Annotated in this window: 18 protein-coding genes and 1 tRNA gene; 6 read left to right on the forward strand and 13 right to left on the reverse strand. The window is 54.8% G+C overall.

The window, feature by feature from the left end:
* Window positions 1–5: 5 nt before the first annotated feature.
* From ACR0NA_RS08280 to ACR0NA_RS08300, 5 genes are all read right to left on the reverse strand, one after another.
* Entirely contained in the window at window positions 6–2,513 is a 2,508-nt protein-coding gene (locus ACR0NA_RS08280) for a GcvT family protein (protein ID WP_480727849.1), read from the reverse strand.
* Between the two features lie 115 nt (window positions 2,514–2,628).
* Entirely contained in the window at window positions 2,629–3,843 is a 1,215-nt protein-coding gene (locus tag ACR0NA_RS08285; RefSeq protein ID WP_480727853.1) for a hypothetical protein, read from the reverse strand.
* Between the two features lie 103 nt (window positions 3,844–3,946).
* Window positions 3,947–5,350: an FAD-binding oxidoreductase gene (locus ACR0NA_RS08290; protein ID WP_480727856.1), complete on the reverse strand. Its 1,404-nt coding sequence runs from the start codon at window positions 5,348–5,350 to the stop codon at window positions 3,947–3,949.
* A 90-nt stretch (window positions 5,351–5,440) separates the two neighbouring features.
* Window positions 5,441–7,234 carry a gamma-glutamyltransferase gene (gene ggt / locus ACR0NA_RS08295; protein WP_480727858.1) on the reverse strand — a complete coding sequence of 598 codons (1,794 nt, stop codon included), beginning with the start codon at window positions 7,232–7,234 and terminating at the stop codon, window positions 5,441–5,443.
* 87 nt (window positions 7,235–7,321) lie between these two features.
* On the reverse strand, window positions 7,322–8,308 hold the full coding sequence (locus tag ACR0NA_RS08300; RefSeq protein WP_170651095.1) for a 2-hydroxyacid dehydrogenase: 987 nt from the start codon (window positions 8,306–8,308) through the stop codon (window positions 7,322–7,324).
* Between the two features lie 171 nt (window positions 8,309–8,479).
* On the opposite strand from ACR0NA_RS08300, the gene ACR0NA_RS08305 reads away from it, so the two are divergent.
* The gene (locus ACR0NA_RS08305; protein WP_480728043.1) at window positions 8,480–8,968 is read left to right on the forward strand and encodes an SH3 domain-containing protein; all 489 of its coding nucleotides are present in this window, start codon (window positions 8,480–8,482) and stop codon (window positions 8,966–8,968) included.
* A gap of 12 nt (window positions 8,969–8,980) precedes the next feature.
* On the opposite strand, the gene ACR0NA_RS08310 is transcribed toward ACR0NA_RS08305, so the two are convergent.
* Window positions 8,981–9,892 carry a haloalkane dehalogenase gene (locus ACR0NA_RS08310; protein ID WP_480727862.1) on the reverse strand — a complete coding sequence of 304 codons (912 nt, stop codon included), beginning with the start codon at window positions 9,890–9,892 and terminating at the stop codon, window positions 8,981–8,983.
* An 85-nt stretch (window positions 9,893–9,977) separates the two neighbouring features.
* Between ACR0NA_RS08310 and ACR0NA_RS08315 the strand changes: the two genes are divergently transcribed.
* The 3 genes from ACR0NA_RS08315 to ACR0NA_RS08325 all read left to right on the forward strand — a co-directional run bounded on the left by ACR0NA_RS08315 (window position 9,978) and on the right by ACR0NA_RS08325 (window position 13,383).
* On the forward strand, window positions 9,978–10,970 hold the full coding sequence (locus ACR0NA_RS08315) for an NADPH:quinone reductase (RefSeq protein WP_480727866.1): 993 nt from the start codon (window positions 9,978–9,980) through the stop codon (window positions 10,968–10,970).
* An 84-nt stretch (window positions 10,971–11,054) separates the two neighbouring features.
* Window positions 11,055–11,129 (forward strand) — tRNA-Gln (locus tag ACR0NA_RS08320).
* Window positions 11,130–11,313: 184 nt separating this feature from the next.
* Complete coding sequence (locus tag ACR0NA_RS08325) at window positions 11,314–13,383, forward strand: site-specific integrase (RefSeq protein ID WP_480727868.1); 2,070 nt, start codon at window positions 11,314–11,316, stop codon at window positions 13,381–13,383.
* 127 nt (window positions 13,384–13,510) lie between these two features.
* Here the strand turns inward: ACR0NA_RS08325 and ACR0NA_RS08330 are convergent, their stop codons facing one another.
* The 4 genes from ACR0NA_RS08330 to ACR0NA_RS08345 form a co-directional block, all read right to left on the reverse strand.
* The gene (locus ACR0NA_RS08330; RefSeq protein ID WP_480727870.1) at window positions 13,511–15,517 is read right to left on the reverse strand and encodes a UvrD-helicase domain-containing protein; all 2,007 of its coding nucleotides are present in this window, start codon (window positions 15,515–15,517) and stop codon (window positions 13,511–13,513) included.
* Between the two features lie 237 nt (window positions 15,518–15,754).
* Window positions 15,755–18,514: a site-specific DNA-methyltransferase gene (locus ACR0NA_RS08335; RefSeq protein ID WP_480727872.1), complete on the reverse strand. Its 2,760-nt coding sequence runs from the start codon at window positions 18,512–18,514 to the stop codon at window positions 15,755–15,757.
* Window positions 18,511–20,361 carry a GmrSD restriction endonuclease domain-containing protein gene (locus ACR0NA_RS08340; RefSeq protein ID WP_480727874.1) on the reverse strand — a complete coding sequence of 617 codons (1,851 nt, stop codon included), beginning with the start codon at window positions 20,359–20,361 and terminating at the stop codon, window positions 18,511–18,513. Before ACR0NA_RS08340 ends, ACR0NA_RS08335 begins: the two co-directional genes overlap by 4 nt.
* Window positions 20,354–23,410, reverse strand: coding sequence for a BPTD_3080 family restriction endonuclease (locus tag ACR0NA_RS08345; protein ID WP_480727876.1), 3,057 nt, complete (start codon window positions 23,408–23,410; stop codon window positions 20,354–20,356). The genes ACR0NA_RS08340 and ACR0NA_RS08345 overlap by 8 nt, the downstream gene beginning before the upstream one ends.
* A gap of 349 nt (window positions 23,411–23,759) precedes the next feature.
* Between ACR0NA_RS08345 and ACR0NA_RS08350 the strand changes: the two genes are divergently transcribed.
* Together ACR0NA_RS08350 and ACR0NA_RS08355 are read left to right on the forward strand one after the other, a co-directional pair.
* Window positions 23,760–24,338: a hypothetical protein gene (locus ACR0NA_RS08350; RefSeq protein WP_480727880.1), complete on the forward strand. Its 579-nt coding sequence runs from the start codon at window positions 23,760–23,762 to the stop codon at window positions 24,336–24,338.
* 126 nt (window positions 24,339–24,464) lie between these two features.
* The gene (locus ACR0NA_RS08355; protein WP_480727882.1) at window positions 24,465–25,046 is read left to right on the forward strand and encodes a hypothetical protein; all 582 of its coding nucleotides are present in this window, start codon (window positions 24,465–24,467) and stop codon (window positions 25,044–25,046) included.
* A 102-nt stretch (window positions 25,047–25,148) separates the two neighbouring features.
* Here the strand turns inward: ACR0NA_RS08355 and ACR0NA_RS08360 are convergent, their stop codons facing one another.
* The 3 genes from ACR0NA_RS08360 to ACR0NA_RS08370 all read right to left on the reverse strand — a co-directional run bounded on the left by ACR0NA_RS08360 (window position 25,149) and on the right by ACR0NA_RS08370 (window position 26,724).
* Complete coding sequence (locus ACR0NA_RS08360) at window positions 25,149–25,406, reverse strand: YjhX family toxin (protein ID WP_480727885.1); 258 nt, start codon at window positions 25,404–25,406, stop codon at window positions 25,149–25,151.
* A gap of 221 nt (window positions 25,407–25,627) precedes the next feature.
* Window positions 25,628–26,206 carry a TetR/AcrR family transcriptional regulator gene (locus tag ACR0NA_RS08365; protein WP_480727887.1) on the reverse strand — a complete coding sequence of 193 codons (579 nt, stop codon included), beginning with the start codon at window positions 26,204–26,206 and terminating at the stop codon, window positions 25,628–25,630.
* Window positions 26,203–26,724, reverse strand: a complete 522-nt coding sequence (locus ACR0NA_RS08370) for a dihydrofolate reductase family protein (RefSeq protein ID WP_480727889.1) — start codon at window positions 26,722–26,724, stop codon at window positions 26,203–26,205. The genes ACR0NA_RS08365 and ACR0NA_RS08370 overlap by 4 nt, the downstream gene beginning before the upstream one ends.
* Between the last annotated feature and the right edge of the window lie 219 nt (window positions 26,725–26,943).

Consider the following 26,943-nt stretch of genomic DNA (forward strand, 5'->3'; position numbering starts at 1 on the left):
TTCGATTAGCCATCTTTGCGGATGACTTCGTTTTTCGGATCGTAGGGGCTGTCGCAGGTGACGACCGCATCCCACAGCTTGTCCTGCATCTTGACCTGCAGCTTGGTGCCTTCGACCGCCAGCTCGGGCTTCACATAACCCATGCCGATGGATTTCTCGAAGGCCACCGAATAGCCGCCCGATGTCAGACGGCCCACGCGCTCGCCTTCCGGGGTGTACAACGCCTCGCGGCCCCATGGGTCCGCATCCGACGGACCGTCGATCAGCAGGGTACAACATTTCACGCGCACGCCGGTTTCGACCATCTTGTCCTTGCCGTGGAACTCTTTGTTCAGATCGACAAAGCGCGGCAGGTCGGCCTCCAGCGGGTTTGCGTCACGGCCCAGTTCGTTGCCGAAGGCGCGATAGGATTTCTCCTGACGCAGCCAGTTCTGAGCGCGGGCGCCGACTAGTTTCATGCCATGCTTTTCACCGGCCTTCTCAAGCAGGTCGAACAAGTAGTTCTGCATCTCGATCGGGTGGTGCAGTTCCCAGCCCAGTTCACCGGTATAGGCCACACGGATTGCGTTGACCGGGCACATGCCCAGTTCGATCTGACGGGCCGACAGCCACGGGAAGCGCTTGTTGGACAGAGCGGTTTCCGGATCGGCGTCCTTGATCACCTCTTTCAGAACGTCACGCGACTTGGGTCCGGCGATGGCGAACACTCCCCACTGGGTGGTCACGTCCTGGATCTCGATATAGCCGAACTCATCCATCTTGTCCTCGGCCGCCTTGCGCAGGAAGTCGGCGTCGTACTCGGTCCAGGCACCGGCAGAGACGATGTAGTAGTTGTTCTCGCCATTGCGGACGATGGTGTATTCGGTGCGGGTGGTCCCGTGCGAGGTCAGCGCGTAGGTCAGGTTGATGCGACCGACCTTGGGCAGCTTGTTGCAGGTGAACCAATCCAGGAACTGAGTCGCACCGGGGCCTTTGACGACGTGCTTGGTGAAGGCGGTGGCGTCGATCAGGCCAACGCCTTCGCGGATCGCTTTGGCCTCATCAACAGCATGTTGCCACCAACCGCCACGGCGGAACGAGCGGGCCTCTTTGTCGAAGTTTTCCGATGCGTCCAGCGGACCGAAATAGTTCGGGCGTTCCCAGCCGTTGACCCAGCCGAACTGCGCGCCACGTGCTTTCTGGCGGTCATAAGCCGGTGCGGTGCGCAGCGGGCGGCAGGCTTCACGCTCTTCGTCCGGGTGGTGCAGGATGTAGACGTGCTCATAGCACTCTTCGTTCTTGCGGGCCGCAAACTCGGTGGTCATCCAGTTGCTGCTGTACCGCTTGGGGTCCAGCGAGGCCATGTCGATCTCGGCTTCGCCATCGACCATCATCTGCGCCAGATAATAACCGGTGCCGCCTGCAGCGGTGATACCGAATGAGAAGCCTTCGGCCAGCCACATGTTACGCAGCCCCGGAGCCGGACCAACCAGCGGGTTGCCATCGGGGGTGTAGCAGATCGGGCCGTTGAAATCGTCTTTCAAGCCGGACTCGGCACAGGACGGCACGCGTTCGGCCATCGCCATGTACTGATCTGCGATCCGGTCCAGATCCAGCGGGAACAGGTCTGCGCGGAAGCTGTCCGGCACGCCATGTTCGAACTGCGCCGGCGCGCCGTGTTCATAGATGCCCAGAATCCAGCCGCCACGTTCCTCGCGGGCGTAGGATTCATTGTCTGCGTCGCGCACAACCGGATGTTCGGGGTTGCCCGCTTCACGCCATTTGACCAGCTCAGGGTCTTTGTCCATGACGATGAAGGTATGCTCGACCGGGATCGCGGGCATCTTGATGCCCAACATCTTGGCAGTTCGCTGCGCGTGGTTGCCCGATGCAGTCACGACATGCTCTGCAGTGATTACCACCTGCTCATCTGAAGGAACGAGGTTGCCGCCCTTCTCGACCATCTTGGTACAGGTGACTTCCCAGTGAGTGCCGTTCCAGTGGAATGCATCGGCCTGCATTTTGCGAACGATGTCGACACCGCGCTGGCGAGCACCCTTGGCCATCGCTTGGGTCACGTCGGCCGGGTTAATATAGCCGTCTTCGGTGTGATAGATCGCACCCTTCAGGTCCGAGGTTTCGATCAGCGGCCAACGCTCTTTGATCTGCTCGGGTGTCAGCCATTCGTAGGCGACATCGCAGGTCTCGGCGGTGGACGCATAGAGCATGTATTCGTCCATACGCTCTTGCGTCTGCGCCATGCGCAGGTTGCCGACCACTGCAAAGCCTGCGTTCAGGCCGGTTTCTTCCTCGAGTTGCTTGTAGAAGTCGACTGAGTATTTGTGGATGTGGGTTGTCGCATAGGACATGTTGAACAGCGGCAGCAGACCCGCCGCGTGCCAGGTCGAGCCCGACGTCAGCTCGTCCCGCTCGATCAGCATCACATCGTCCCAGCCCGCTTTGGCAAGGTGATAGGCGATCGAAGTCCCGACGGCACCGCCGCCAACAACCAGTGCTTTGACTTGGGTTTTCATATCCGGGCGTCTCCCCTTGAATTAAGTTGCCACCATATGGCGCAAATACGCAACTTTGCGTGACAACCATCCGACCAGTGGGGTTAAAAAAACGACGCGTTTCGGTTCGACCCGGTCAGTCTCCGAAACCTGAGCAGGTTTTTAGACTATCCCGAACAACGCAGGTGGCCGTTCCGCCAACAAAACCACCCTTGTGGACCAGGACCGTGGCATTTTCCTCGGACGTTCCGGTCTGTTCGGATTTGCCGATAAATGACATCAGAGACGCAAACAGGTTGCTGATACCTGATCGGGCGTCAGCCTGCTGGGCATCACCACCTACGAGTTTGGAGAGTTCTCTGCGATATGCGGCCTGAAGCGCATCGCCAATTTCGGGAACCCGGCCACCGGTGAAGTCAAACAGATCTGTGGAGAATCCGTTGTCTTGTGCAAGAGTGCTGAGCAGAAACGAAATGTCATCCGAATTCGCAAGCCTTTCTCCGGCCACTTCAGTCTGCAGTTTCAGAAAACGACCGCGCAGATCATTCATTTCCTGTGCCAGCGACACCTGATCGCCCTCCTGAACCGGAGCACCGCTACCGACAGACATGATCGGCTCGGACAACAAACCGTTCAGACCGTCGTAGTCTATTGTGCCAAGAATTTGGCCAATCGCGTCATCCGTGGCGCGTGCAACGACGATAATGTTCACCTCTTCGTCAAACCCAATTCGGCCTATGAATTTGCGAAGGTCATTCGGACCCAGTTCACTGGAATCTCCGTAGGTGGCATACACAAATCCCACTCCGCCCAGAACAGAGTACCCTTGCTGCTGACCCGCATAAAAGTTGCTTCCCGAAACCCGCTGGGCCATCAGACCGGTCAAAGAGTTGGCGTCGCCCGCCTCCTTCAACACGACCTCGACCCAGATCACTTCATCGCCGCGCTGGTAAACCCAGCCACGTTTGTCCTGCGCGATTGCGCGTTCTTCCTCAGCGGAATCTCTGTTTCCGGTCGCGGCCACGTGTACAATATCGGTTTGTTCTGCGGCGGACGGATTGGTTTGGGACAACCCGCTGTTGTCGCCGCTCAGCAGGCTGCGCCTCTGCCATCCTTCGGGCGCAGTGGGCAGATATGATTGTCCACCCGCGTCCCATCGCGCTTGACGACTACGCTCGTCTTGCTGTGCGGCTTTCCCCGCGCGGAATACGCCTGCCCGTTCTTCGATGGTGCGCACATACTCTTCGAACGACAACCGCCCGTCCGACCTTTTGCCCTGCTGAAAGTAGTCCAACACCACAAGAACAAGGCTGCATACCAAAGCAAATCCAAGGACACGCAAAACGCCCATCTTCTTCTCCGAAACGGATTTCGACTTGCTTTCGTTTGGCACCGGATTCAGGCGAGGTTATGACGATCCATGGACATGTTTACGAAATCACAACAATCAGGGCTCATTCACCCAGAATTTTCCCCGGATTCATGATGCCGTCCGGGTCCAGAGCGGCTTTGATCGCCGTCATGAACTGTGTCGCTGCACCCAACTCTTTGGCAAGATACGGTTTTTTCCCCTGACCTATGCCATGCTCTCCGGTGCAGGTTCCCTCCATCGAGATCGCGAGGTCGTTCAACCAACCCACAAATTCTTCTGCCTTGGCGATCTCATCTGCGTTATCCATATCGATCAGTAGCAAGGTATGGAAATTTCCGTCTCCGACGTGGCCCACCACGGGGGCAAGCAAGCCAAGTTCGGCCGCCTTGCCCTGCGCGGTCGTTACGCACGCGGCCAGACGTGAGATCGGAACGCAGACGTCGGTCGAAATCCCTTTCGCGCCGGGCCTGAGCTGCAGGCTGGCCCAGTACATGTCATGCCGCGCCTGCCAGAGTTTGTTGCGTTCCTCTGTTGTCGAGGTGGCCGCGAAATCTGTTCCACCGAACTCTTCGGCAATATTGCCAAAGGTCTCGGCCTGTTCGGAAACACCCGCATCTGATCCGTGAAACTCCAGCAAAAGCAATGGTGTTTCGGGAAGGTTCAGATTGGAATAGGCATTTGCGGCACTGACCGAGGTCTCATCCAGCAACTCGATGCGGGCGACCGGGATGCCGTATTGGATCGTCATCATCACCGCCTGACAAGCTGCATCGACCGAAGGGAAAGAGCAGCGGGCCGAGCTGATGGCTTCGGGAATGCCCTGAAGGCGCAGGGTGAGTTCCGTGATGACCCCCAGTGTTCCTTCGGCGCCAATCAAAAGCCGGGTCAGATCATATCCGGCCGAGGATTTTCTGGCCCGTTGCCCGGTGCGGATAATCTGCCCGTCCGGCATCACGGCCTCAAGGCTCAGGATGTTGTCCTTCATGGTTCCATACCGCACGGCATTGGTGCCGGAGGCGCGGGTCGCCGCCATCCCGCCCAGCGAGGCGTTGGCACCGGGGTCGATTGGAAAAAACAATCCCTGATCGCGCAGATAGGTATTCAGATCCTCGCGGGTCACGCCCGGCTGCACCACGCAGTCAAGATCCCCGACGTTCACCGCCAGAACCCTGTTCATCTGGCTCAGGTCAATGGAAATACCCCCGGCGGGCGCGTTCACGTGCCCTTCCAGGGAGGTGCCCGTTCCAAACGGTATAACCGGCACTTTGTGCGCCGCGCAGGTTCTTACAATCTCGGATACTTCTTCGGTGGAATGTGGAAAGACAACCGCATCCGGGCTTTGATTATTGATCCACGTGGTTGTGTGGCCGTGCTGTTCGCGAATGGCTGCTCCAGTCTGCAGGCGGTCACCAAACTGTTGTTTGAGAACACCAACGACGGTTTCTATCCCGGTCTCGTTGCGCGGTAGTTCCGTTGCCTGCCCCATTTTGCTCTCCCCCTTCGATCATCACTCAGTCCCTTACATGAGTGAGTAAGAGGCTGCCAGCCATTGGGCAATACCCACAAAAGCGGATCATCATTCGCCCAGCGCGATGCCCTCTCTCCGGGGGTCAGCCCCGCCATAAAGTCCATCTGTGATTTCGATCGCGTGCAGGCCCGATGTCAGATCCCGTGCGTTGACTTCGAACTCCAGTTCGGTCAGCGCCTCGGCCAGGGCTTCGGCGGATGTTCCCGCTTCGACGTCATAGGTGCCAAACCTGTTAACCAAGTGTGGCAGGGACACGGCCTGTTGTACGTCCATACCCCAGTCTGCCCATGCGATGATTGATTTCGCGACATACCCAATAATCCGACTACCGCCCGGAGAGCCAATCGCCAGAACCGGGTTTCCGTCCTTCATCACGATCGTCGGGCTCATCGACGATCTTGGTCGCTTGCCAGGTTCCAGCCTGTTGGCGATGGGAACGCCATCCACATGCGTCCGGAATGAAAAATCGGTCAGTTCATTGTTGAGCAGGAATCCATTGGTCATCAGCCGGGAACCAAAAGCGTTTTCGATGGTCGTCGTCATCGAAAGAACGTTGCCATACCCGTCCACGATGGAAATGTGGGACGTCGATGGCAACTCCAGCGACTCGTCATCCGCCCAGAGCATGCCATGGTCAAACTCCGGGTTGCCGGGCCCGACCTCTTGCAGGGCAGCGTCACTTTCCAGCAACGCGCCGCGCTGAGCCAGATAGCCCGGATCAACCAGCCCCTTGGTTGGCATCGGTACGAAATCGCTGTCGGCCATGTACCGGCCGCGATCCGCAAATGCGAGGCGGGACGCATCCCCGATCAACCGCCATGCCTCATGATTATCCGATCCAAGTCCGGCCAGATCATAGCCATTCAGCATTCCGAGAATCTGGCCGACGGTCAGCGCCCCAGAAGAGGGCGGCCCCATACCGCAGACATCGTAGACCCGGTAGGTCGCACAAACCGGCTCGCGCTCGATCACCTGATAAAGCGCCAGATCCGTTCCCGACAAGACACCCGGGTTTCCCGGGGCTGTGCGCACGGTCGTAACAATGGCCGAAGCGATCTCACCTCCATAAAAACCGGCAGCACCTTCTGCGGCCAATGTCCGAAGCGTTTGGCCATATTCGGGGTTTTTCAGACGATCACCTTCGGCCAGCGGTACGCCATTGGGCAGAAAGTACTCTGCGGTTACCGGAAACCGGGACAACCGTTCAGCATCCGCTGCAACCAAACCCGCCAGTCTGGGCGAGACATGAAATCCCTCTTCCGCCAACCGGGTGCCTTCCTGGAACAGCGCGGGCCAGGGCGTGCGGCCCCAACGGCGGTGTGCTTCTTCCAAAAGCGCTGGTGTGCCCGGCGTGCCGACGGAAAGCCCTCCAACAACGGCATCAAAGAACTTCAGCGGCTCTCCCTTTTCATCCTGAAACAGGGTTGGCGTCGCTTCGCGCGGCGCGGTTTCACGTGCGTCCAGTGTGGTCAAGGCGCCCGAGGCGGCGTCATACCAGACCAGAAAGGCCCCGCCACCCAATCCCGAGGATTGCGGTTCAACCAGCCCAAGAACGACCTGAACGGCAACCATGGCATCCGCTGCAGTACCACCGGCACGCAAAACCTCTGCCCCGGCCGCAACGGCGAGTGGGTTGGCTGCCGAAACCATCCAGTTTTCGGCTTTGACAGGGGTACCGGCCGCCTTGGCCTCAAGCGCGGCGACAACCTCCTCGGTCAGGGCCTGCACCTGACCTTCGGTGGCAGCTTCCGGGGAAACTGCATCAGCTGCTTCCTGCGCCAGAGAGGGCGAAATGGAAAACGCTGCCGAAAGAAGTAGTCCTGAAAAATACCTTAACCGCATTATTTCCTCCTATCGCCGGTCGGGCGTTCCGTATCGAAGGCGCAATTCCACATTTCATGGGAAACCTCTGCGCCCGGATAGGACGCTTTACAACATGGACGGCACCACCTGATCGGGCGGGCGATGGCCGTCTTCGAAGGTCTTGATATTGATGATGACCTTCTCGCCCATCTCGATCCGCCCTTCCAGCGTGGCCGAGCCCATGTGCGGCAACAGCACGACATTCGGCATTTGCCGCAACCGGGGGTTCACGCTGGTGCCGTGTTCATAAACGTCCAGCCCTGCCCCCGCGATTTCTCCTGATCGGATCATGCGGGTCAGCGCATTTTCGTCGATCACTTCGCCACGCGATGTATTAACGATCACCGCCGATGGCTTCATCAGCTTCAGGCGGCGCGCGTTCATCAGATGAAAGGTCGATGGCGTCGACGGGCAGTTGACGGAAATCACGTCCATACGGGCAACCATCTGATCCAGGCTGTCCCAATAGGTCGCTTCAAATTCTTCCTCGATTTCCGGACGCAGCCTGCGGCGGTTGTGATAGTGCACCTGCATCCCGAACGCGCTTGCCCTGCGCGCCACGGCCTGACCGATCCGGCCCATTCCCAGTATGCCAAGACGCCGCCCTCCGATGCGTCCGCCCAGCAACGCCGTCGGAGCCCAGCCTTCCCAATCACCTTTTTGCATGATCCCCAGACCTTCGGGGATGCGCCGTGTGACCGCCAGAATCAGCGCCATGGTCATATCCGCCGTATCGTCGGTCAAAACACCCGGCGTGTTTGAAACAAGAATTCCGCGTTGCCGTGCGGTGGCAACATCGATGTGGTCGACCCCCGCACCATAACTGGCAATCAGCCTCAGGTTTTCTCCGGCTTGCCCCAATAGCCCCGCATCGATCGTATCCGTAACGGTTGGAACCAGCACGTCGGCGTCGTTGACCGCCTCGACCAGTTCGTCCCGGGTCATTGGCGTGTCATCGTCGCGCAAACGCACATCGAAGAGTTCGCTTAACCGGGTTTCCACCGCTTCGGGCAACCGTCGCGTAACGACAACACTCAGACGTTCTCTTGGCACTTCAGCCCTCCCACTGCTTTGCAAACAGGCGCGCGTCATGGCATCGTGGCGCAGGATCAGGCGGGGCACAAGAACCCCGAGCGTTATTGGCACAACCTTTTTTGAAACCGGATCAACAGGCACAAGAGCAGGCAGGCAGTGAGTCGCGCATTTTCGGTGAAACGCCAGTGTTTGGCGCTGATTTTCTCGTTTCTTTTTGCGTTCTGCGCGGTTGCCGCAAACGCAGAAGATAAACGTGGTCCTGTCACCAACCTTCCGTTACCCCGCTTTGTCTCGATGAAAGCTGCCGAAGGGAATGTCCGGCGAGGCCCGTCTTTGACGCATCGAATCGATTGGGTTTTCAAACGCCGCGACATGCCGCTGCAGATCACGGCGGAGTATGGCAACTGGCGCAAGGTGCAGGATCGCGACGGGGCTGGTGGATGGGTGCACTATGCGCTGCTGTCTGGTGTCCGAACCGTTCTGGTCGAGGACGAGATGTTGCCTGTCTACGCCGGACCCGATTCCAAGTCGCAAATCAATGCACATTTCGAGAACGGTGTGGTGGCCCGGCTGGGGACCTGCACACTGGACTGGTGCCATATTTCAGCGGGCGGCTATCGCGGATGGGCTCTCAAGCAGGAACTTTGGGGTGTCGAGCCCGAAGAGCTTCGCGAATAGGGCTGACACAGGTCATCGGGGCGATTGCATTATGAACCGGTTAGTGACCTCGGCCAGTTCAGCGCCGACATCTTCCTGCAGAAAATGTCCAGCGTCCGGCAGCAATACATGCGGCTGACCGGCGGCGCCGGGGCACAGCTTTTGAAACACTTTGTCGACACCCGCCATGATGCGGTCATCCGCACCAAACGCTGTCAGGACAGGCGTGTCGAGCGTGCGGATAACCTGCCATGCCTGTCGGTTTGGCTCGGACGCGGGATCGTCCGGACGATCCGGCACAAGCATCGGAAACTGCCGTGCACCTGACTTGAAACTCTCGTCCGGGTAAGGCGCGTCATATGCCGCGACCTCATCATCCGTCAATTTGGACACCGTACCACCAAAGACAATCCGACCGGCGGGAAACTCCGGAACCTCCTGACTGAAACTGCGCCATGACGCAAACGCGTCACCCAATGGCTGGTCACCCGTAGGCAGTGCGGTGTTGGCAACGACGATGCGCGCAAAACGCTCGGGCATCTCAGCCCACAACCGCAAACCAATAAGCCCTCCCCAGTCCTGACAGACCAGCGTGATCTGTTTCAGATCGAGCTTGCGAAGCACCTCACCCATCCAGAAAACATGACGCTCATACGTATAGTCGCTACGTTGGGCGGGTTTGTCCGATCGTCCAAAGCCGACCAGATCAGGGGCCACGGCTCGGTGACCAGCAGCCGTGAATTTGGGTATCATGTGCCGGTACAAATAGGACCAGCTGGGTTCACCATGCATCATGAGAACCGGTGCCGCCTGCTCTGGTCCTTCGTCAACGTAGTGAACCCGCAGCGTTCCGCCTTCGGTATCGTCTATTTCCACATAGTTCGGCGCGAAACCATAATCGGCCAACCCCTCAAAGCGCTGATCGGGTGTACGCAGCGTTTTCATGTCGGTCCCTCCCTCTCACCATTCTGACCCTAGCATTCGCCGGTTGCACCGCTAGTGTGAACGTAACGACACTCCGGGGGTGAAAATGAAGGCTGTAACCTATCGTGACTTCGGCACTGCCAGCGACGTGCTCCAGTTAGAAGAGCTTGAACCTGTTCCACCGTGTCATGGAGAGGTCGTCGTCGATCTCGCCTATTCCGGCGTGAATCCGTCGGACGTTAAGGCCCGATCCGGCGCCCGCCCTGGTGTTACCAAGCCGCCCTTCCCCGTCATCATCCCCCACAGCGACGGAGCTGGTGTGATCTCTGAGGTTGGACCCGATGTTTCCCGGTCGCGAATTGGCGAGAGGGTTTGGATTTGGAATGGCCAATGGAAACGCGGGTTTGGGACGGCCGCCGAAAAGATCACTCTGCCATCGGAACAAGCCGTCAACCTGCCCGATCAGGTTTCCCTACAAACAGGTGCGGTACTGGGAATTCCGGGCTTGACGGCCAGCCACACAGTATTTTCCGGGGGCGAAGTCGAGGGGCAGACTGTTTTGATCCACGGCGGATCGGGAACAGTTGGTTATCTGGCGGTGCAACTGGCGAAATGGGGTGGTGCAAAGGTCATTTCCACTGCCTCTCGACACAATCTGGACCGGGTTGCCTCAGCCGGGGCCGATGCGGTTCTGGACCACACCTCTCCGAATCTGGAGCAGCAGATTCTCGACGCAAACGGTGGCAAGACGGTTTCTCGGATCGTCGACGTAGAATTTGGCAAAAACGCCGAGATCAATTCGGCCGTGATTTCCGAGAATGGCCGCATAAACGCCTACGGATCAGCACTGGAAATGGCGCCGGTGCTTCCATTCTATCTCTTGATGTTCAAAGCAGTAACGCTGGAGATGGTATTGGTTTATCTCTTGCCCGCCGACCAACGGGTCGCAGCCGCAGAACGATTGAACACCGCGCTGAAATCCGGCGCCCTGAACTGCCCAATACAATCGGTGTACAAGCTACAGGAGTGCGCCGCTGCCCATGAGGCCGTCGAGGCTGGAAGCCGTCAGGGTGCTATTCTTCTGGAAACGTCGGGATGAAGAAAAATATTTCTGAGCGGCTCATTTTTTTGAGAAGTGGGCCTTGATCCCCCCGAACAAGAGTCGTAGATAGCCGCTCACCGTTGGGGTGTAGCCAAGTGGTAAGGCAGCGGTTTTTGGTACCGTGTATCGTAGGTTCGAATCCTACCACCCCAGCCACCATTCTCCGAAAGAACAACAAAATAAGGGGAAATCCACCCCTTCAAGCCGACATGTATCCCATGCCTCCGATGGTGGGATACAATTTGGGATACACACTCGCCACTCCAAGATCGGATTTCGACCCAGGCGACGCGCTCGTGTCGGCCCCTATCTTACGAGGCGTGGCCGCACTTATTACTTCATGAAGCGTCTGCCAAAAAAAATATTGTACAGCGCATCAAACCGATTTCTGCGTTTTTCACTGCAAACCGACCTACCGCTCGACGCCGTAGTGCGGGCTGGATGCCTGCTCGCGGTTTACGAGCAGAGGGAAACGGAAATCGTGAACGCACTGAACAAAAAAGAGATAACACCTGAACAGGCAATTGCCTTACTGAAAGAGATGCTCCGCGCTGAACTCAATCGCATTCTGAAGGAACAAAATGCTGATTGTGGGCTTTCTGATCAGGAGACAAACGCCCGCATCGAAGCACTGGAAAACGAAAATAAAGTTCTCAAAGCAGCGATGCGAAAGCGCGACTGGTCCAGCACCGAACCAGTGCTGCTTGCGGCAGGGGAAACAATTTCCATCCCTGTAGCCACGCCGGTATCGGCAGATCTTGGTCGACGGGCAGTCGCCCAGCAACGGCAAATAAATGAGGTTGAAATCGACGTGCTCGACGGTGAAGACGTTAGAGTTGCCGCGTCCAATCTTCTCACAGAAGACGAGAACAGGGATTTTGACCGCTTCATTGAGGGAGAAATCATGTTGTCCGGAGCTATTGAGAGCGCTGTGGTCAACGCAACCTCACAAGATATGGCAAACAAATATGCGGCCACAGGCGCCATCGCACTCGAATTTTGGGGGGATATCGCTCTGTCAACAGTCACGACTGAGCACGTCAAAGATCTGATGTGGTTCGTTCAACGGATACCAGCACTGCACGGGAAGAAGCACGGCAACAATCGCTTCGTTAAAGATCGCCCGAATCCAACGAAGCTTGAAGAAGTTGAAATAGCGGATCTCAATGATGCTGCAATGCGCGCCGAAATAGAAGCAGACGAATTGCTCCCACTACCAGAAAAACGTGCTCGCCTCGCTGAAGTCCTAATCCCAAGGTTGGCCATGACCACGGTCGGACACCACCTCGACCGGCTGCACGCCATTTTTCGAAACGCTCAGGAAACGCTTGGATACAAAGGGCAAATCCGGTTTTTGACGAAAAACAAAATGCAACAGCATATCAAAGTGCTGAACGAAAAGAACAAAGACCCACTGTTCTTCCGAAAAGAGAAACCAAAGGAACGTGACTTTTGGTCGCAAGAACGTCTGAAAACACTCCTCATGTCACCCGTCTACACCGGCTGCAGTTCCGATTCCCGTCGTTGGAAGCCCGGGCCAATGATCATTCGTGACGCCAAATATTGGGTTCCGTTATTGGTCATGACGCTCGGCAGTCGTATTTTAGAAGTCCTGCAACTTAAAAAGACCGACTTGATTGTCCATGACGGTGTTCTGAGTCTTCGACTGGGGATCACGGCGGAACATCGCGTCAAAACGAGTGACTCCAAACGGGTGCTACCGCTGCCGCAACTCCTGATCGACATGGGCTTTGTAGAGTGGGTTCATTCATTGCCCGCACTACAGCGCCTTCTGTTTCCCTCTCCGGCGCAAGGCGCTGACATTGCGGCCATCTCCGGAAACTTCGGGAAGCAGCTGAAGACACTATTCACCCACTTGGGTATCGCAGATTGGCATGAGGACTTTTACGCGCTGCGAAAGACAATGAGCAGCGCGCTCGAAGACGCCGGCGTACCTGAAAACCGTCGCCAGGCAATTGCCGGCCACGCTGGGGGCAACACGATCAATCGCTCCTACACTCGACGAAATGTGTCGACGCTGAAGTCCGAGCTGGACAAGTTTGATCTCAAGGTGACGGTCGGTTTTTCAGAATCTTTGGGTCACCCGATCATCAAGAGTTGCGACCTTCTTGCCAAACCGGCCGCCGATGTTGAAGTTGAACTTGATATCGATGAAACCGCCAGAGTAGTTCGGATCAAATCCACGCAGTGCGGAAAAGTTCTGGTACATGCGCAAAGTTTTGGTGTGCACCCCAGCAAATACCAGATCGGTAAGGAAACAAGCTGCACATCAACGGAACTGGCCGTCAGGCTCCGCAAAATCAGCGAAGACTACCACCTTTGCCTTCCAAACACGCCTCAACGTCGTCAAGCTATCGAGAGTCTGATGGCTTACGCACACGTTGTTTGATGAACACTCGCGAGTGGATGTCCGCTGGCGCTGCGTAGTCTTTCAGCGCTCCGAGAAAAGAGGTGCACGCTTGTCAGCCCTGGACACCACTTGCAGCTCGTAACAAAGGATCACCTACGGTCACCGCCTAAAGCTCCAAAAGATCCTCCAGGAATTCAGAAGGTGGCTCACAGGCAGAGACCCATAGTTGCTCTCTTGCGCGTGTCGCCGCGACATAGAGCAGGTGCCTTTCCGTGTCGAACACCTCCTTCAATGAGGGTTCATCTGCGGCAGAAAGAAGTCGCTGCTCACTCGGTATTACATCCGCGTCGCACGCCATAACGGCAACCGCCCTAAATTCCCGACCCTTCGCTTCGTGCATACTTATGATGGGTATCTCAATCCCTTCTGGCACTGCTCGCTGAGCTCGATCAAACTGTTCATCGGATCTTACAAGGATCACCATACTGCTTGGGTCAAAACCATCGAGCAATCGCTGCTTAATCCACTTCTGCAGGCCCTGGGCTTCCTTTTCCTGTGTTTCAAATACATGAAGACCAGGCTGAGGCCCATGAAACACGGAAGTGATACCCAAACGTCGGTCCTCTCCACCATCAGCTTCGATCAGACGCGTCGGCAAAAGCTGATCTGACTTTTCACGAATTTGGTGGGAGGTTCTGTAGTTGACCTTAAGACTCCTCGATCGCCCGCGAATATCAACGCCGGCTGACTTCCAGGGGAAAGGCGATCGGAATATGCGCTGACCTATATCTCCTGCAAAAAACAGACCATTGTCTTTCTCTCCGGCAATACTGGAGAGCAGCACAAGTTCTGGAGTAGAGATATCTTGAGCTTCGTCCACGATAACATGGGTATATGGAAATTCTCGTCTTTCTTGAGCAAGACGATGCATAACCCCGGAAAGCGTAGTCTTGCCTTCCTCCTCAAGCTTTGCCCTTACGCGGGTGAATACCTGCCAAAGCTCATCACGCCGAGATGTCGCCATGCGTATTTTGCGACCAAGACGTGGTAATTCAAGGTAAGTTTGGGCGTCTCTAATATCCCATGCATCGATTATGAGGTGCCATTCATCCTGCAAGAAACTCCGATCAATCTCGCTGCTTTCTGCGGTTCTCGCCTCATTCAAGTAGTCGGAAATGTCAGCTTGGTCTGCGATCTCCAAATCGCCAAACGTCTCCAAAGCAAGGCTTTGCGAAACTTGACTTAGAGTACCCACAGTGATGCGCGAAGCAACATCCGAGTTTCCCTTTGTAAGCCTGGACAACTTCTCTGAAAGTCCTCGCGCCAATCCTTCATTAAAGGTGGTCAGCAGCACTTGCGCCTCGGAATCCTCTGAAGCGAGACGAACCGCTCGGTGAAGTGCAACGACCGTCTTTCCCGTCCCTGCTGATCCTATAATACGCGCCGGCCCGCTAAAGTCTTTTTCCACAAACTCGCGCTGAGCTGGGTGCAAGAAAACCGCCCAATCGTCCCAAGGCGCGTCCAGTGCAGATTCCAATTCCCTTTGATCGCCAATGACCCTAAAGCGACGCTGTGCATCAGGGTGCGCGAACCCGATGTTGGTGGCAAGTTCGATCCTGACTGTTGGACGTTCACCGACTGCGGCCGAGACAAGGGCTTCTGCCGCTTCGTCAGGAAGATGACTTGCAATATCTAAAACCGTGTCTTCGGTGGCCTGACGAACCGTTTCCAACCATTCCTCTGGCACACCCCAACTGAGTAGCACGTCATCACTTTCAGCTTGAAAGAGGCGAGGTTTCTTTACCGCTTCCTCAACATAGCGCTGAATAATGACCTCTTCGACGGTTTCTCTGACCTCGACGAATTGCATTGCACCAGTTTTGGGGTGCTGAACAAGCCGTTGCCGTGTTGCCCAGTCGTAAGCATCATCGTGGTGCGCAACATAAGACAAAAGTGTATTGCCATCACGTTTGTGAAGAACAATCCGAATGTCCCGATTTACTCGCGCACTCCAGAAATTCGGATCCCGGCAGCGGTCTATTCGGTGGATCGATAATCCGGAACTTTCCGGGTTGGTTTGAATGTCGAAGACAGTGATCTTGACCTGCGATTGTTCCTGGCTGGTTAGTTTTCCGAGGGACTTTGTGAAGCTGTTGGCAATGAGAACAGTCATCGGGAACCCGACTTGTTAGGAGCATGCCAAACAAGAGTTTTCTGCTTTTTCACGCCTTTGGGACTGGTATTGGCCTTCTTTGCGATCGCCTTTTTTCGCTTAAGTTTCTGCGCCTTACGTTTTGCGTCTATCTGCTCTTCGATACTGTTACTTAGGCCTCTACCATACGAGAGCGTGTTGGCCTTCCCCGGCACACGCAAAATGGTAGAGCCTCCCCGATAGCCTCCACCGCTCATATCAAACTCCCAGAACCTTCATCACCTCATCACCCAGATGGTTGATTACCTTAACAGCAATCCTTCCAGATTTAGGCCGTGCAAACGGTCTTGAGACCGTGCGTTTCAAGCTATCCCAAGCCTCTTCATCGATTTCGCCTTTCAGTGTTGTTCGAAGGGCTTTGTAGGGCACATCTGCGCCAGGGAAGTAGGCTTGGCGAACGAAGAAGCTTTCGCCGGAATAATCGGTATCAATGAACCAACAGGCGATGTCGCTGGCCTCGGAGCTCACAACCTCTCCGGTTGATGGTTTGAAGATGTCGACCCCCAAGAGCTCTACCCGCAGTTTGTCTCCATCTTCCTGAAGATCGATATCCGGCTCGCCGAACACGACGAACAGGTTGCCGCCACCGGCTTTTAGATCGCCCGCCATGTGCAGATCGGCGTTCATCCGGGCATGCAGGATCGGGATGCGGCCGAGTTTGTGGAATTCCTGTGCCATTGCTTCGAAGTTGAAGGCGCAGGCGATGACGATGTCGAACCCCGCGTCCGCTGCCTCGCGGGCGGTGTCGACCAGATCGGCGCGGCTGACAGTGCCGTATTCCGGGCCGATGAAGATGCCGGCGCGGCGCTCGGTCTCGCCCTCCATGTATCGACCCTCGGCAGCAATCCAGTCGCCGGGCCAAGGGGTTAGCGTGTCGAACTTGATGGCGTCCTCTCGGCCCACCTGCTGCACACCGGCCTTGATGAGGTTCTCCATGATCGCCTTGCGGTAGTTTTCTGCCTCCTGCTCCTGCCCGCTGCGATCGCCGCGTGCGGCATCGACTTCATCGATGATCTCGCCGTTCTCGTCCACAGGCGACATGCGATGGGGCGACAGGCTTTCGACGGTGAATGGCCCGGCGACGCGGACTCGCTTCTTGTCCTCATAGGGCTTGTCATAGAGGTATTCGAACTCTGCCTTGGCGGCGATGGAGGCGTCGATCTCTTTCTGCCGGGCGATGCGGGCCTGCCAGAATGCCTCTAACGCCTCCTCGGCTGATGCCGGCCAGCCTTCGGGGGCGTCGCGGGGGATTTCCCATTCCATGAAACCGTTTGCCGGGGCCATCTCTCCGCTGGGGAGTTCAACCTCGCCAGAGGCGGTGAAGTCGATCTTGTCACCTTTGCGGCCACCAGCTTCGACGATAAATGGGGCGGAGTGGCCGGAGAGGGCATAGTTGAGCGCCGCGCGGGCGTCTTCCACGGCAGGCAGCATTTGATCCCAGATTGTGTCGATCTCGGTGTTTGCTCCAATTTTACCGAGCGTTATTCGAGGAACCCGCTCGTTTACGAAACCATGTCTCACGTCCCCATGCGTCGAGGTCGTTGTTGGCGGTGTTCGGGTAATCTCTGCTTCCTTTTTTTGTCCTTCAGGGCTGTCTACGAGAAGATACCAGGGGTATTTGGCTCCCATGATACGAGCGCGAGCAAGGGCCAGTGAAACACGAGAAGTGTCGATGGTGATCCAACGACGCCCCCAATGCTCTGCGACAAATGCTGTTGTGCCGGACCCACATGTCGGATCAAGAACAAGATCACCGGGGTCCGTGGCCATAAGCAAGCAACGTTGCGGGACTCTTATCCCTGTTTGAACAACATAGACTTTGTCGGCACCGGCCCCACCGCCAGTGTCAGTCCAAACATCGCCAATCGCTTTAACACGAAAATCGTCCATCATCCGCCGGTATCGAATTACAGTTCTCATCTCCTTCACCCGATCTGCTTTTATCAGGCGCGAAAGCCCTTCCTCTGTAGTTTTCCAGTGATTTGCAGAAAGTGGCTTGAATTGCCTGCCGAAAGCTCTGACAGGAAAAGAACCGGTAGACCTTACCCCTTGTGACTGGAGGTCAGTTGCACTTTCAGTTTGTTCGGAATCCTTCAAATCGAACAGCTGGCGATATTTTATCTGTTTGCTGTTTTTAGCATACCAAACCACATAGTTTCCCAAGCGGTCCAGAGTATCTTCTCCACGTCCGGTCGTGGTCACGAAGTAAATCTGAGCAACGAAATTTTCTTCGCCAAAAACCTCATCCATCAGCGCCCGCACTCGGTGGACGTTCTCATCTCCGATCTGGACAAAGCAGCTGCCACTCTCGGTCAGCAACTCACGGGCCACCACCAGGCGGTCTCGCAGGTAGCTCAGATAGGAATGAATCCCGTCGCGCCAGGTGTCACGGAATGCCTTCACCTGTTCGGGCTCGCGCGTCAGGTGTTCCATCTTGCCATCCTTCACATCGCGTGAGGTGGTGGACCACTGGAAGTTGGAGTTGAATTTGATCCCGTAGGGCGGGTCGATATAGATCGCCTGCACTTGTCCGCGCAGCCCTTCGCGTTCGCTGAGTGACGACATCACCTGCAAGCCGTCGCCCAAGATCATCCGGTTCGACCATTTGCGGGAGTGGCGGTAGAATTCCACCTCGGCCTCGCGGTCCTCATCCGTCAGGCCGAAATGGCCGAATAAATCGTCGGCCTTTTCCCGTCCCGCCCGGAGATCGTCAATCAGCGCCTTAGGGTGCACCTGTTCCTGCAAGTAGATCGGCGGGGCATCGACGGTGAGCTCTTCCCGATCGATATCCTTCTCGCGCCAGATTAGTTGCGGATCGAGGTCCCGATTGCGTCTCTTGTAAGCCACTTTGATGGGGGCCTTGTCCTCCTCATGCATGACGCTTTCCAGCTCTGCCGAAGGGATGTTAGCTCGCATTTCGTCGTGTGTGATCGTGCCTATTGGCCTGGTATCGCTCATGCCGCAACCTCTTCGTGTTCTTCGATCTCGACAAGATCAATCACCGGTTCATTGTCGCCGGAATCATCAACAACCTTTTTGTTCATTGCCGAACTGACCAGGTCGGATAGTGCCTTACGGCGAGCCGCCCAGAAGGCCTCAAAGTTATTAGAACGCAAGTGTTCTGGATCAATTAGGTGAGATCGTAGGATATCGTCCAGTTCTCCTGATGCTATGCCGCCGTCTTCGATCCTTTTCAGGTACTCGGACGGAGCGTTACCACCAATCTTGCGATTGGACCCTGCCGACAGCGCTGTTTTGTTGATTATCGAGTTGTAAACGGCAGGAGATATGCCGTTTTTTTCGCACCAGGCACGGGGAAAGATATGATGGATGTCCATGCTGTTTTGAAAAAAGGTCATAATATCCACCGGCTTACCGCTAATAAAATCTCGGCATCCTTCTCGCATCAATAAAGCGTGCAGACCTTTGTAAGCAGCGGCCTGTCGAGAACGCAGCGTGTCGAGCCTGTCAGCCTGAAAGAGCGCCTCATCAACGGTGCCTGGAGCCGGGCCCTCACCTTTCAGCCAGGCAATCATTGCAGGAACGTCTTTGGCGATCCGTGTTTCAGTTGAGATGCCATAGCGTTCTCCGAGAACGCCGCACCAGAACCATTCCGAAAGCTTTTGCTTTGCTTGTGCCGTCTTGGCTTGTGGCCCCATGCGTGCAAAGACGCCGGCCAACGCGATCAGCTGTGGAGGATAGGGAACATCTTTGTGCCATATGATCTTTTGTTCATTTACGAATGCGCCGGCTTCCTTGAATGCCTCCTCTACGACATCCGAATACTTTTGGTAGGCCGGTAAGGGAAGTCGCAAGAGTGCGTCGCGTTTGATCGAAATCGCCGACAACTCACGCCCTTCAGCCCCTTTTGCAGCAGAGGCATCTCTAAGATCCATCGTATGGAGAAGGGTACAAGTCTGAAGAAAATCGGTACTCTTAAGCTCTTTGAATACGTCTTGGCGACCACCTTCGCCGCGTAGCCTGGCGAGTCGTCCTGGTTTGCCAGAGCTGCCGAGCCAATCTTCACGGAGATTGTAAGTGTCAGCCGCAAACATCGCAGTGAGCAACTCAAATGCATCCAGCTTTTTACCGCCTGTATTGACCTTTTCGAACACGAGGCAAACCGCCTCGCGCGAGTTGTCTTTCTTCAAACGAATGACCGGCATTTCGTAGCGCTTGACTGTATCAATCAAAAGCCGGTCGAATTGCTTTTCGACTTCATAGATATCTTCGTTTTTTTCGCGCCAGAAGTCACGCCAACCATAAATCCAGTCTCTTTCCTCGAATATCTGATTAAGCGGGAAAAGATGTTGCTCATACTGTTTCTCGGGCGTCGAAAGATCTCGCTCGATTTTTCTGCCGAAATCAGACCTTTCAATACGATCTTCCGGGACGCCAACGATCATATCTTCGTAATCGGCCTCCGGCGACAAAGCTTGCTTAATATCAAGGAAATAGAACCGCTTAATGCCTTGCCCTTTTGCCGTCTTCGTATTTACGACCTTCTTCGAGAAAAGGGTTTGATACAAACTGGTTAATCGTTGTTGGCCGTCCAAAAGAAACTCTTCGGGGTTCGTTTCACCGACTTGGACTGAAGCCAGGGGTCTGGCCTTGAATTGGACTTCGCCTCCGTTGGCGAGTGTAAGAATTGCGCCAACGGGAAATCCTCTGACAATGCTGGCAAGCAGAGATCTAATGCCTTCGTCGTCCCAAACCCAATCCCTTTGGAAGTCCGGAAGCTGGATAGAGCCGCTGTCAATCTTCTTTAAAAGGTCAATGAGATCCTCTTTGGTGCTGTCAAACATCAGCTTTTTCTCCCAACAGGGTAGCAATCGCCCGGTCCAGATCTTCCCGGAAATCGTGGATTGAGCGAAGTTCGGTGAATTCCCAGCGTCCGAAACGCTCGAGACGGTTCACGGAAGGGATCCACTTATTGCGCATGGTTTCTGCCTTTAGCATCGCATCATGCCCCCGGTAGCCTTTGACTTCGACAACCAGGGTCACTGGTTGCTCATGAGAGCTTCTTATTCGGATCAGGAAATCGGGAAGGTAACGTCGCGCCTCACCGTCCATGGTGTAGGGCACCTCGAATCCAAGGTTGTGGTTCTTTGTGTATGAGATCACATCAGGGTGTTCATCGAGAATTTGTGCGAATTTCGCTTCCCATTCCGAATCCGTGACGATCCAGTTGACATGGCTCCTATCGGAGCGCGGTTTGTACCGAGTGTCTTTTGAGGTTGTGAAATTAACGTCTGAAGTTGAACCTTCAGGAGCGAACGGATCAAGGGTCGCACGAATAATCGACTTTCCATCTGGCTGGTTCACCAGCGCGCCCATAAGGAGATCGCAAACCTCATCAGTTAGCTGACGATAGAGAAGCTGAGCTCGTTTTGTGCCATCTTTACAAACCAATCTGTCGGACTTCAGCCATTGGAGTACAATTCGCTTGGCGTGCGGAAAAAGATAGGTCTTGGGTTCTCCATTTGGGTCCCGAAGTTTGGAAGAGACCCAATAGTTTGCTATGTGGAAGGCAATGGTCGACAGCCGTCTATCATCCAGATACTCAAGATTGATCTCGTGTCTTTCTCCAATGATGCCAGACATTTGGACTTTAGTAGCGCTGACCTTTTCGGTTGTTAGGACGTAAGGCTCCATTTTGGAGAGATCTACGTCGATACGCTCTTTGGGAAAATCCGCCCGGTACCCTTCCACACGCGGGAAAGAAATCTCTAACGCGTCGCGATCTGGTGAGACTGCATGAACATGCACAACAGGGCGCGGTTGTTGCGGAGCCGCGGGTTTTCCCTGATCCGCAAAGTTTAACCCGTCGATGCCCATGATATCTGCATATTCAGTGCGGAAGAGCCCGGTATCTGGGTCCGTGTCGTAAGATAGGCGACGTAACGCCCGACCAATTACCTGCTCGCAGATCAATCGTGAGCCGAAAGCGCGCAGGCCCATGATGTGCGTGACGTTGTTTGCGTCCCAACCCTCTGTCAGCATCGAAACGGAGACAACACAGCGTACTTGTTCACCCAACCGGCCCTTTCGGCCAACGGTGTTCATGACTTCCCGGAGAATTTCCGCATCGGTGATTTCTTCGACCCCTGCACCGCGATTGGCGCGCTCTCTTTTAAACGCCTCGATCTCCTCTGCATGAGCATCGCGAAACGTCTTGTCGATTTCGCCACCACTTTCGAGAGCGGCAGAGTCGATCAGGATCGTCCGAGGCTTCTCCATCCTCTGATCATAGTCATCGAAATTCTGAAATAGCTCCAAGGCACCTTGCTCAACAACTTCCTCGTCTTTGTCGTTCGTTCGCAGGTAACCGGCAACGTAATCCCGTACCATTTCGGAATTGGTCGTGTTGTTACAGACAACTATAAAGACGGGTGGGACACCAACACCCTCCTTCTCCCAAAGTTGGAAGGTTTTTTCGTAGTGACCATAGAGAGCATCCAGTGCGACTTTTAGCTCGATCGGGAGCTTCTGAGGATCGGGCTTGGATTCGCCCTTTTGCTTCTTGGGCATCCTCTTGCCGATAGCAGGCCATAGATTGCGATAGAGAACCTGCTGACCATCCGCCCGATTGTCCGCAATCGGAACACGTGGGAGTTTTACGATGCCGCACTCAATCGCATCCATTAGCGAAAAGTCACTCATGACCCAAGGAAACAATGTGCCTTCGGGCCAGTTCGATCCAGACAGGAAGAATGGCGTGGCCGAGAGATCGTAAACAGCTTTCACGCCTTGCTGACGATTTAGAGCCTCAATTCCTGAAATCCAAAGACGCGCAGCTTCGTTGTTGGCTTCAGCCTCCTTCTTCTCGTCGCCAGTAAACTTGAACTCTTCTGCAACAGGGCGTTCGCGATAGCAGTGGTGAGCTTCGTCGTTGATGACGACAATGTTCTTCATTCCCATGAGATCTCCCATGGCGCGCTGTATCATTTGGCCTTCTGTTTCTGTGGTCGCAAGTTCCTCTCCGTGCCCTTCGAGCGCTCGCCTTGTGCCTTTAGAAGCATCAAACGTCTCGCGAAGCTTGAAGGCGTGGTAGTTGGTGATGACAATCTTTGCACGGTGAAGATCAGGCAAGAGGTCGTGTGGCACGAGATTGAGGCGAGTATAGTAGCTTTCGGGATCATTGGGCTGTAGCACCCGAAGCCGATCTCGAATGGTGATCCCCGGAGCAACAATCAGAAATCCTTTGGAAAATCTCTTGGTGTTGGGAGACCGAACAGCATTCAAGGCCTGCCAAGCGATCAGCATCGCCATTACTGTCGTCTTGCCAGCGCCTGTGGCCAACTTAAAAGCGATCCGGGTAAGATCAGGTTTAGCGTCCGAGGGATCTGCGCCGTCAGGCTGAATTGCAAAATTATTTGCAGTGTTGATCCAATTTAAGAACCGTTTGCCGCGTTGACCCATTTGCGGGGCCACCTCTGCCAACCAAATAGCGGCTTCGACTGCTTCGAGCTGGCAGAAAAAGGGGCGAATGGTTTGGCTTTCATCCCTTTGAATGGCCCGCCAGTGTTGGAGTAACCGCTGGGTAGTCGGGCTCACCTTCCACTGGGTTGGGTTAGGCAGATTTCTCCATGAATCCAAGGCTGAGCGCAGATCATTGACAATTGGAGATGGGTTAAACTCTGTCGCATCTGTCGAGAGGCCTTCTCCGCCAAGATCCATAGCGGTTTGTAACCGGCTGGAGGTAGAAGAAGCCCCAGGCAAAGCTGTCCAGAGCGCAGATTTTCTTCTGGTTGCGACCTCTCTGTCCGTGGGATGCCCGTCATCGTCAAGCTCCCAGTGTTTGCTCGGGTACAAATATGGCGAATTCAGAATAGGTTGGTCAAAGAAGCTCATAGCCGCAATCGTGATAGTTGTTTTAGGCGAACAAAGCAGGCTCAAACAACTACTGCAAGAGTGACTTGTTGAAATTTCAAAATGAAACCTGCGACAAAGCGCATCTCAACTTATTTGCAGTACCTGGCAGCAACATAGCCGAGCAGAAAATGTGTTTAGCTCCCCTGTTAGATGCCAACTCAGGCGACTGACGGCAGACGCCGTCAGATCGGCCTCGATAGCGCAACAACAAATGGCTCAATAATACGATAGGTGGTTCGAGAGTCGAAAGATCTCCAATTTCATCCATCAAACCTTTTTCAAAATCGACTGCTGGAACCAATTCCTGTCAAAAGACAGGAGAGCCAGAGTGCAGATTTGCCCAGTTTCACCCTCAGCTTTCGCTTTAACACAGGCGGAACTCTGCAGGCACCTGTCCGTTGAGCGGAGCTCTATAAAACAGATCGTTCGTCGAAAGCAGTTGATTAGCTTTGCAGGTCTGTACCCCTGGCACCAAATCTGGCGCGCGTTGCACGGCATTGAAGGCACATTTTTATTCACTCATTTGCATGAGCTGCGTCTTCAGCACAAAAATTCGACCATCCTGGCAGAAATCGAAGACCTCGAAGCTGCGCTGAAAACACCTCTCATCGACTTTGCGGCAATGGCCGGTTTGCTCGGAGTCAAACCGAACACGCTGTCACGCCGAATAGCGGACGGTCGCGAAACACTTCCCTTTCCATCCGTCAACCTTGGGCCGCGCAAGCGCATGTTTCGCCCTCTTGAGGTTTTGGTGTGGCGAGAAGAGGGGCTGCTGCTCGATCTTCCAATAGCGCGGGACACCGATGCCTCACCCAAAGATCAAATTGCCAAGGAAGAAAGCGGCTCTGGTCTCGAGAAAGCGATTTTTGGAGCTTTCTCTCAGAAAAAGGAGGCGTTCGTGGATTAGCCGGAAAAAAGCGATACAGCCGACCGTTTTCGGTTCGGGCAAACACTCGACAGTTCCGCTTTTCCTGCGGAATAGACGGAAAAAACAGGAATAGGCGGAACTTTGGTTTCCCGACAATCCGCCAATATGAACGACATGAACATGAAAGATATCTTCCCCGCACCACGACCCTCAACGGTCAGAATTTCCACAATGCAGGATGTCCAGGACTGGATTGCCGAGAATGGTCCTCAATACCTGAATGCCGCATTGATCCGTCTCGTTGGCAACGCACATGGTGAGCCGTTGTCCCGGCTCCCGGCAGATCTGAAGTGGATTGAAGCCAACTTCCCGAAGGCGAGAAAAGGCATTCATCCTCGCCCGGACCTGAACCAGAAACTGGAGCCTTATAAGAAATGGCGTGCTGACCTCATCCGCGCGGTCAGCTTCGCAACCGGCGTTACCGAGAAGAAGAAAGAACTGCGTGCCCGGCAGGACGGATGGGCCCTGCTGCACGATGCTGTCAAATTGCACGGAACAGAAAACGGAGGAATTATTACAAAGAACGTAGCAAGTCCTCTCCCAAAGCTTTCCGACACCGCGCGCATGGCAGGGCTTGAGCCCTGGGAGCTCGGCGAGCCCGAGACCCTGCAACGGATCGAAGCGGCAATTACCGTCCCCGGTGACAGGAGCACCGTCAGCCGAGCTTTGAAATTCCTCGACAGTTAAGTCTTCGGCAAGCCGAGCGATGTCGTCGCCTTCATCTTTTCCGAATGCCAGCCGGTGGACTTCAATAATGGCGTCAATATCTGCTTGGTTCATGGTTCTTTCCTATCTTTGGTTCATTTGGGCGCGAACGGATTTGATCCCCAACGCGGAGGCGCGGTAGGGATGACCATTCTTCGAGTGAATGAAGCGCTTTTTCAGCAAGCGTTGGAAAACGCTGAGAGTGCAGTCGGACAGCACATAACCGTCACGCGTATAACAAGTGACGTCATGGACTTTTCCGTTTTCCAGGCGATCGAAATGGATCGACCCGCCAAGGGCGAGTTCGTGCAAAACACGTTGCTCGTGCTTTGAGATATTCATTGTGATGTCTCGATTTTACGAAAGTACAACAACAGGACACTCAGCATCGTGCGTGAGTGTGCCCTTCAATGTTGGTGTTCCTGAATTGGGTCGCCAGGAACGGGCGTTAGGCCCGGGTCTCTTTCATAAAATCTCCGTTGTGTGAGGCGCACCGCCTCATACGTTTGGCGCACATAGGCCTTCAAGCGAGACAGGTCAATATCTCTTAGGTTCCGAGTGCCCTATTTTGAGCAATCGTGCGTACAACCTTCCGCATGCGCCAGCACCCAATCGACACCTCGCAAAAAGTCGTCGATTGTTAATGGGTTGTCTTCGCCGCTTGACGCGGAGAGTACAAATCCATGCGTGTAGTCGATGAGAAGATGCAAAAGCACATCATTCTTGTCACCACCATCGAGTTCCTGCGTACAGGCCCGCAGCCTATCAGTGATTTCCAAGAGGTCTTTGCTGATGAGAGTGACATCTTCCAGAACTGCGCGCAGTAGGTTGGCATTCGGCAAAGCCCGAAGATAGTAGGCATTTAGTATGCTACGCGCTTTCGCGCTTGCTCCTTCTTCAACAGTGCCCGGAAGCGTGTTCGCAAAGGCCAGTTCAACCAAGTCGGCCAGCAACTTTCGCTTACTGCCAGAATGGTAAGTTACGGCCATCGGTGTGACCTTCAGCTTATCCGCGAGAACTCGAAACGAAAGCGCGCCCGCGCCCTGCTTTTGTACAATGGGTAATGCAGTTTGCAGGATAAGCTGTTTAGACAGGCGTTCTTTTGATTTTTTAGGCCGTCCTACGGTCGGTGTATTGGTCATACATATTGCACTTTGTAAACCAGATCGACCATACCTGATGGAAAGGGTTTGGCAGAGATCAGTTCAAGATCAACGTCACCATCTGTTTCGCCAAAGATGCGAATACCATCACCCAGTAGAATGGGCACCAAGGTAATCTTCATGTCTTGAACAAATCCGGCTTGAAGGAACGACCGAATGATCGCACCGCCATCGACATAAACGCGCTCGTAACCGCGCTGGTTAAAGATCTCCCATAACTCTTCTGGACTTGCGGTCGAGAACTCTACTTTGTCATGCAAATGTTGAGGCAAATCCCGTTTAGTCATGGAGCGGCTGAGTACCACGACGGGTTTCTCATAAGGCCATTCACAAAATCCAAGGACAGTTCGCAACGATCCTGTTCCCATAACAAGGGCATCAACACTGTCCATAAACTCGAAGAACCCGTGGTCTTCATTTTCTGCAGGCTGCTTGTTCAACCAATCGAGCGAATGGTCTTTTCTGGCAACGAAACCGTCGAGGCTCATGGCCATCATGATGTGTCCGGTCGGCATGGCATCCTTCGTTCAATAAAATTTATACATCGCATAATTAAATAGAGCAAAGCCTGCAACTTGATCGCATCAGATACGACGCTTCAATGAAGAAAGTGGACACTCGCCCCCCCAATGACCCAGTTGAAACGCCTTGGAAGCGATGCAGCATTGGACTGCCGTGACCCTTTACCCGTTCTCCCGAGGATTCCTGGCTGGATA

This window comes from Ruegeria sp. C11 (assembly GCF_056537725.1).